The sequence below is a fragment of the Carbonatibacter coralli genome (assembly GCF_039592655.1).
Lineage (GTDB): Bacteria > Pseudomonadota > Alphaproteobacteria > Kiloniellales > Kiloniellaceae > Carbonatibacter > Carbonatibacter coralli.
Window position 1 is genome coordinate 46,541 of sequence record NZ_JBBUTJ010000011.1, and the last position, 6,482, is coordinate 53,022.

The 6,482-nt window shown below is 52.9% G+C and carries 5 protein-coding genes; all 5 read right to left on the reverse strand.

All coding sequences use genetic code 11. From position 1 onward, the window contains the following. Positions 1-13: 13 nt before the first annotated feature. The 5 genes from rfbB to AAAH10_RS15785 all read right to left on the reverse strand — a co-directional run bounded on the left by rfbB (position 14) and on the right by AAAH10_RS15785 (position 5,809). Entirely contained in the window at positions 14-1,006 is a 993-nt protein-coding gene (rfbB, locus tag AAAH10_RS15765) for a dTDP-glucose 4,6-dehydratase (protein ID WP_343565315.1), read from the reverse strand. Then, positions 1,003-1,902, reverse strand: a complete 900-nt coding sequence (rfbA, locus tag AAAH10_RS15770) for a glucose-1-phosphate thymidylyltransferase RfbA (protein WP_343565316.1) — start codon at positions 1,900-1,902, stop codon at positions 1,003-1,005. Before rfbA ends, rfbB begins: the two co-directional genes overlap by 4 nt. Positions 1,903-2,031: 129 nt before the next feature. Further along, complete coding sequence (locus AAAH10_RS15775; protein WP_343565317.1) at positions 2,032-3,837, reverse strand: methyl-accepting chemotaxis protein; 1,806 nt, start codon at positions 3,835-3,837, stop codon at positions 2,032-2,034. 5 nt (positions 3,838-3,842) lie between these two features. Further along, on the reverse strand, positions 3,843-4,745 hold the full coding sequence (locus tag AAAH10_RS15780; protein WP_343565319.1) for a hypothetical protein: 903 nt from the start codon (positions 4,743-4,745) through the stop codon (positions 3,843-3,845). Positions 4,746-4,906: 161 nt separating this feature from the next. Then, entirely contained in the window at positions 4,907-5,809 is a 903-nt protein-coding gene (locus AAAH10_RS15785) for a hypothetical protein (protein ID WP_343565321.1), read from the reverse strand. Between the last annotated feature and the right edge of the window lie 673 nt (positions 5,810-6,482).

Consider the following 6,482-nt stretch of genomic DNA (forward strand, 5'->3'; position numbering starts at 1 on the left):
CCTTTTTCATAGGCTACAGATAGCTTCTGACCGTTTCCCGCAGATGTTGCGAGAAGGTCCCTGTTCCGGAAAATCCCAGCTGGTTTTCAGCCTTCGCACAATCAATGGCATAGCGCCAGTCATGCCCTTTTCTGTCTTCCACAAAGGTGATCTGGTCGCTGTAGGGGGCGCCGGTTGATGAGGGGCGCAGCTCGTCCAGAATGGCGCAGATTTCGCGGGCGATATCCACATTCCTTTTCTCGCAGGCACCGCCAAAGCAGTAGGTCTCTCCGGGAACTCCCTTGGCTGTCGCCGCGATCAGTCCTGCGGCATGGTCCGCGACATAGAGCCAGTCCCGAATGTTGCGTCCGTCGCCGTAAAGGGGGATTGGTTCGCCGGCCAGTGCCTTGCGTATAATTGTGGGAATCAGCTTTTCCCGGTGCTGTCTCGGGCCATAGTTGTTGGAGCAATTGGTGATGATAACAGGCAGTCCGTAGGTCACAAACCAGGCACGGGCCAGATGATCACTGGAGGCTTTTGAGGCCGAATAGGGAGAGTTGGGACGATAGGCCGTCGTTTCACTGAAGGGCTCGTCTTCTTCGGAAAGGTGCCCGTAAACCTCGTCTGTGGAGACGTGCAGAAAGCGAAAGGCTTGTCGTGTGGCGTCGGAAGTCGTACTGCTGGCAAGGTAGCTTCTGGAGGCTTCCAGCAGGGATGCTGTTCCGAGAACATTTGTTTTCAGAAAGGGAGAGGCGTCTTCAATGGAGTTGTCGACGTGGCTCTCTGCGGCCAGATGGAAAACCTGCGTGATTTTGCGGGTGTGAAGAAGCTCTTCAACCAGAGGCTGGTCGCAGATATCACCTTTGACCAGCTCGGCCTGACCGGTTCCCAGAGCCTGCTCCAGATTGGCCGGATCACCTGCGTAGGTCAGCTTGTCGAGGATAAGGGTTCTGTGACCTGCCCTGATGAGCTGGTCCACGAGATGGCTGCCGATAAAGCCTGCGCCACCGGTTACGAGTATTGTCATTCTTCGGTTCCAAACATGGTGCCTTTTGGGCGCGCGATTCGTCTGAGGTATGCACTGTAGGCGCTTTGGGGCATCATTTCGGCACGTTCCAGAACAGTGTCGCGATCAATGTTCCCCATCACAAAGGCTGCTTCTTCCGGGCATCCGATTTTCTGGCCGGTGTAGTCTTCTGTCAGCCTGACAAGGTTGGACGCATCGTTCAGGGTTTCGAAAAGACCGGCATCCAGCCAGAAGTCTCCCCGTGAGAAGCGACAGTGGTTGAGACGATCCTCATGGAGATAAAGCAGGTTCAGGTCGGTGATTTCCAGCTCTCCCCTTTTGCCGGGTTTGAGTGATCGGGCCTTTTCACTGGCGCTGCCGTCATAGAGATAGAGGCCGATGGCTGCGAGGTTGGATTTCGGCTTCTCGGGTTTTTCCTCAAGAGAAAGGACCTTCTGGGCGTCATCCGCGGTTTCAATGACCCCAAAACGGGACGGATCCTTGACCGGGAAGCCAAAAACTGTTGCGCCGCTGTTCTCGGCAATTGCTGCTTTCATGAAATGGGTAAAGCCGGAGCGATAGAGAATGTTGTCGCCCAGAATCAGGCAGCAGTCTTCTCCACCCAGAAATTCCTCCCCGATGATCAGGGCCTCTGCTAGTCCGTTGGGGTTTTCCTGGACGGCGTATTGGATGGAAACGCCATAAAAGGCTCCATCACCAAGGGCCTTTTGCAAAACCGGTGTGTCTTCAGGAGTGGAGATAATCAGGATATCCTGAATGCCCGCGAGGATAAGGCTGGTCAGGGGATAATAGATGAGTGGCTTGTCATAGACGGGAAGCAATTGCTTGCAGGTGTAAGCGGTCAGGGGCCAGAGCCTTGTTCCGGCGCCGCCTGCTAGGATGATACCCTTGCGCATTTCTCTCTCCGATATGGTTCAGCAAAACCACACAGCCTGTTTTATCAAGCGCTTATGATAACAAAAAAAAGAGGCTGCCCAAGAATGAATTTCATTTCGGGCAGCCTGATCCGGTTGGTCAGAGGGTGCTCAGGCGCTCTGGGTATTCTTGCGAATGCCTTCCAGGAAGCCGTTGACCTCCGAGAGCAGGGCCTGTGCCTGAACAGAGAGATCGCGGGCGACGGAATCCACGGTGTCGGCTGTTGCGCCGCTTTCCTCGGCAGCGCCTCTGAGGGCCTGGGAATTGTTTGTCGTTTCCTGGGTCCCGATGGAAGCCTGCTGTACGCTTTGCGAAATTTCCTGTGTGGCAGAGGTCTGCTGTTCCACGGCGTTGGAAATCTCGCTGGCAATTGCGCTGATGCGTTCCATGTCCTCGGAAATCTGGCGAATGGATTCCACAACACCGTTTGTTGCCGATTGCATTTCGCCAACCTGCTGGGAAATTTCATCCGTTGCATTGGCCGTCTGTCCGGCCAGGGTTTTGACTTCGTTCGCCACAACTGCGAAACCCTTGCCTGCCTCGCCGGCACGGGCAGCCTCAATGGTTGCATTGAGGGACAGAAGGTTTGTCTGGTTGGCGATGTTGTTGATCAGGGTGATCACAGCGCCGATTCTCTCTGCGTTCTGGGACAGCAGTTCAATGCGGCGTGTGCTTTCCTGAACGTTTTGCATGATTTCCTGTGCAGAGCGATTGGACGCAACGGCCTGGGTGCTGACACCCTGCAGACTTGCGGCGAGCTCCTCTGCGGCTGAAGCCACACTCTGAACATTCCCGGAGGTTTCCTCGGCTCCGCGTGTCAGGTTCTCGGCGCGCTCCAGTGTGCTGGACGCGGTCGAGACCATGGAGGAGGCTGTCTGGGTCATGTTGGTGGAAACATGGTCAAGCTGCTCGAGGATCGACTGGATCTTTGTCTGGAAATTGTGGATCAGCTCTTCGCGCTCTTTCTGGCGCCTGTTGCGGACTTCCAGTTCCTGACGGTCACGCTCTGCAACCTTTTCCTTTTCGATCAGTGCTTCCCTGAAGCTGTAAACGCGTTCGATAATGTCAGCCAGTTCATCGCCTTCACGCTCGGGGAGTGTGATGTCGGTGTCACCATTGGTCAGCTTGACCATGGCGCCCGCTGTCTGGCTGAGAGGTTCGGACAGATGCTTCTTGCCGATCAGAACGGCGACAACAACAGCCAGCAGGCTGATGATGCTGAACACGATGATGGAAATGTTTTCAATGTTTTCGAGTTCCTGATGTGCTGTTTCCTGTGCCAGAACAGCCTGTTCCTCGACGCCCTGTGTAGCTGAAGCCATAAGAGCCGTTGCCGTTTTGACGATGCGTTCCACAAGGTTGAGCATCACCTGGTTGCGGCCGACTTCCTCAAAGCGGTAGTTCACCGCTGCAGCTTCCTGGCCGCCCTTGATCAGGGTCGCCAGAGTGCGTTCCTGGGATTCGTTGGAAAAGGCAACGTAGTTGGGCAGGGAGGTTACAGCCTGTTGCAGGAAGATGAGAGTCTGTTCCTTGTTTTCAACATTCAGGCGTTTGAGAACCTCGTGGCGGGCGGCTGTGGCGACCAGCTCCTGCAGTTCCTGTACGCTTTGCAGAATCTTTGCATCAAGCTCTTCCCTGATGGCCCTGCCCTTCGGGTTGCTGCCTGCAATGGTCGAAAGGTGAGCCTCGTTCTTCTGGGAAAGCGTAAGGCGGAGTTCTCCGGTTACCTTCTCGATCGAGTTTCTCAGTTCCTCGACTGCAACAATGTCTTCGTTCAGCTTTGCATTGCGCGTTTCCGTTTCCTCGGCCAGCTGGCTGGTAATGAAGAGGGAAACAAAGAAGACAACCGACAGGATGACGATCGGTAAAAGGGACAAAAGAGCCAGTTTGGCTGTGATTTTCTTTAGTGCTGACATAACTATCACTCACCCAATAACCAGAGAAGAACCAGATAGGACGTGCTGATTCGTTCGAAGACATCATTCGGGTTTTTCCCGCCTTCGAGCGCAGCGTATTGTGTTGCGGTGGTAACACCTGCATTGCGTTTGACAACGGTCAGATCAGCCAGAAGCAATCCCATGATTTCGTTTGCTTCCTGCGGTGTGATCGGTGTTTTCGGGACCGTGTAGGTGGCAGCGCCATTGGGCATTTCGAAAAGAGGTTTCTCAATTCTCAGCATGTCCAGCATGCCGCCGGCCTGTTTGAAGACATCTTCCGGTGTCTTGCCGGGAATGATGTTTGAAGCCTTGTCGTAGTCCGTAATGCCTCTTGCCTGGGCGATTTCCTCCATGACGTTCATGATCGTTGCGGCGATCTGGTAAACGTCATTCGGTTGCTGCCTTGGGACATCCAGAACCTGCAGGAGTTCAAGTGTTCTGGTCAGGGCAACATAGACATCGTCCGGCTTCTTGCCATCCGGCAGGGCGGTCGTCTCTGCCAGGGGGGCCTGATAAAGCCTGGCAATGTCGACCGTGTCCGTCAGAGTCTGCTGGACAAGTTTCTGAACTTCCGCAGGCTTGATGGCCTCTGCGGGAATGTTCGGAAGCGCTCTTGCCTCCAGACCGTTCAGCTTGCGGTAGGTTTGCAGAATGGAATAGATGGTACGGGCCTTTTGATAGACGTGCCGGGGCTTTCTTGATTCCTTTTCCGGTGTTTTGGCATCCGGAATTGCAAGCATGTTTGCCTTGATGATCTGTTCCAGCTGACTGTTGAGCGTCTCAACAGTCTGGTAAACATGATTGGGAGTCGCCTGGGCACTGGCCTCTTGCTGGAGGAGCAACAGACTGAACAGTGGAGTGAGCAAGAGAGCTAGAATTTTGTTCATCTTCAAAAGCCCTGTCCTGTTTTTATGGTTTTGGGTTCTACCTGTTTGACCCGAGAAACGATAAAAAACAGTTAAGTTGTGCGAAACTCTGTTTGCCACGCAGTGCTGCTGAAATAACGAGGGCATGGCAATTCTGCAGACTGAAGTTGAAGAACCCCGCATTACTGATCAATCATCATGAGAATCATGTAGCTCGTGTTGATGCGTTCAAAGACGTCACTGGGATTCTTGCCGCCCTCGAGTTCTGCATAGGGAGTTTCCGATGTCAGGCCGACATTGCGCTTGATGACGGCGAGGTCTGCCAGCAGGAGGCCGATGATGTCGTTGACTTCCTTTGGGGTGACTCTTTCAGGGCTGTTGTCATAGGCGGCAGCGCCGGCCGGGACTTCAAAGAGCGGATTGCCTATTTTCAGATAGTCCAGCATCGATCCTGCAAGATTGTAGACATCTCCGGGCTTTTTGCCGGGCATCTTCTCTGTTTGCCGGGGGTAGCCTTCAACGCCTCTGCTTTTTGCAATCTCCTCCAGAACATTCACAATGGTGGAGGCTGTCTGGTAAACGTCATTGGGCTGTTGTTTGGGCACATCCAGACTGCCGAGCAGAACCATGGAGCGCTCGAGTTCCTGATAGACATCCCGCGGGGATTTTCCGCTCGGAAGTTCCGACTGGGGAACGACCGGGGCCGCGAAGCGCTTGGCCAGTTCCTCTGTGCCGGAATGAATCCGGGTCACCAGTCCGTGCACATCGGCGGGCGTCAGGTCCCGTCCCGGAATATCGGGCAGGGCGCTGACCTGAAGGCCGTTCAGGCGTTTGTAGGTCTGCAGGGTTGAAAAGACAGTGCGCGCTTTTTGAAAGACATGACGCGGGCGTCTTGCTTCCCGGGTCAGCGGACGATCTGAAGGAACACTCAGAAAGTTGGCCTTCAGGATCTCTTCCAGCTGAAGGTTCAGGGTTTCAACAGTTTGAAACACATGATTTGGAGTGGATTGAGCCTGTGCTGACTGCCCGGCTGAAGACAGGGCTGCAGCTGTTATGGATGCAAGCAGGATCAGGAAACGACGCATTGTGTAGCCTACTATGGTAATATGATCAGGTAGGTTCAGTTTTTGTTTCGGAGGGAATAACAAAGAGTTAAATTTTCACCGGTTTGTTACCGGAATTGATCTTTTTGAAAGTCTTTTTTTAATTTTTTCTTGGTCTTTTGTCACAATTTGAAATTTTCAGGTGGTTTAATCTTGATCTTTTTACTTGGTTAATTCGAAATTTATTTAAATACAAATAATTTTTGTTTTGTTGGTGTCCTGGAATCGGTTTTTGCCGAGTCCGCTACTCTGTTTGCTCTGATGTTTATTGTTGTGTTCCTGCCAGAAGCTCCTGTTTCTATCGGGCGTGGTTTTGTTGTGCTGGTGCATTTGGTTCACATTTGTATTTGAAAAGTGATTCTTTCTAAGGGTTTGCGGCCTTTGGGGGTGCAGGTCCGAATTATTTTACAAAAATGCAAAAAAAGGGGTTGCGTGTGTTGAGCGAGTTCCTTAAAAGGGCCTTCACCGACGGGGCGGCGCGGTTGAGCGCGGCTCGGTTGGACGAGATTAAAGATCCTTTTGGGATCAGCTGTTTGACATAGTTTTTTGGAAGGGATGCGTAGGCGGCGGTTTGCTGTTTGTATCAGTAAAACTGTCGGTTTATGCATCATACGTGTACACACACATGTGTCTGTTTTCTTTAATGGAGACAGAA

Bases quoted from the DNA above. Each gene is read 5' to 3' on its own strand.
- rfbB (WP_343565315.1), bottom strand. From the start codon at position 1,006: ATGACAATACTCGTAACCGGTGGCGCAGGCTTTATCGGCAGCCATCTC.
- rfbA (WP_343565316.1), bottom strand. From the start codon at position 1,902: ATGCGCAAGGGTATCATCCTAGCAGGCGGCGCCGGAACAAGGCTCTGG.
- AAAH10_RS15775 (WP_343565317.1), bottom strand. From the start codon at position 3,837: ATGTCAGCACTAAAGAAAATCACAGCCAAACTGGCTCTTTTGTCCCTT.
- AAAH10_RS15780 (WP_343565319.1), bottom strand. From the start codon at position 4,745: ATGAACAAAATTCTAGCTCTCTTGCTCACTCCACTGTTCAGTCTGTTG.
- AAAH10_RS15785 (WP_343565321.1), bottom strand. From the start codon at position 5,809: ATGCGTCGTTTCCTGATCCTGCTTGCATCCATAACAGCTGCAGCCCTG.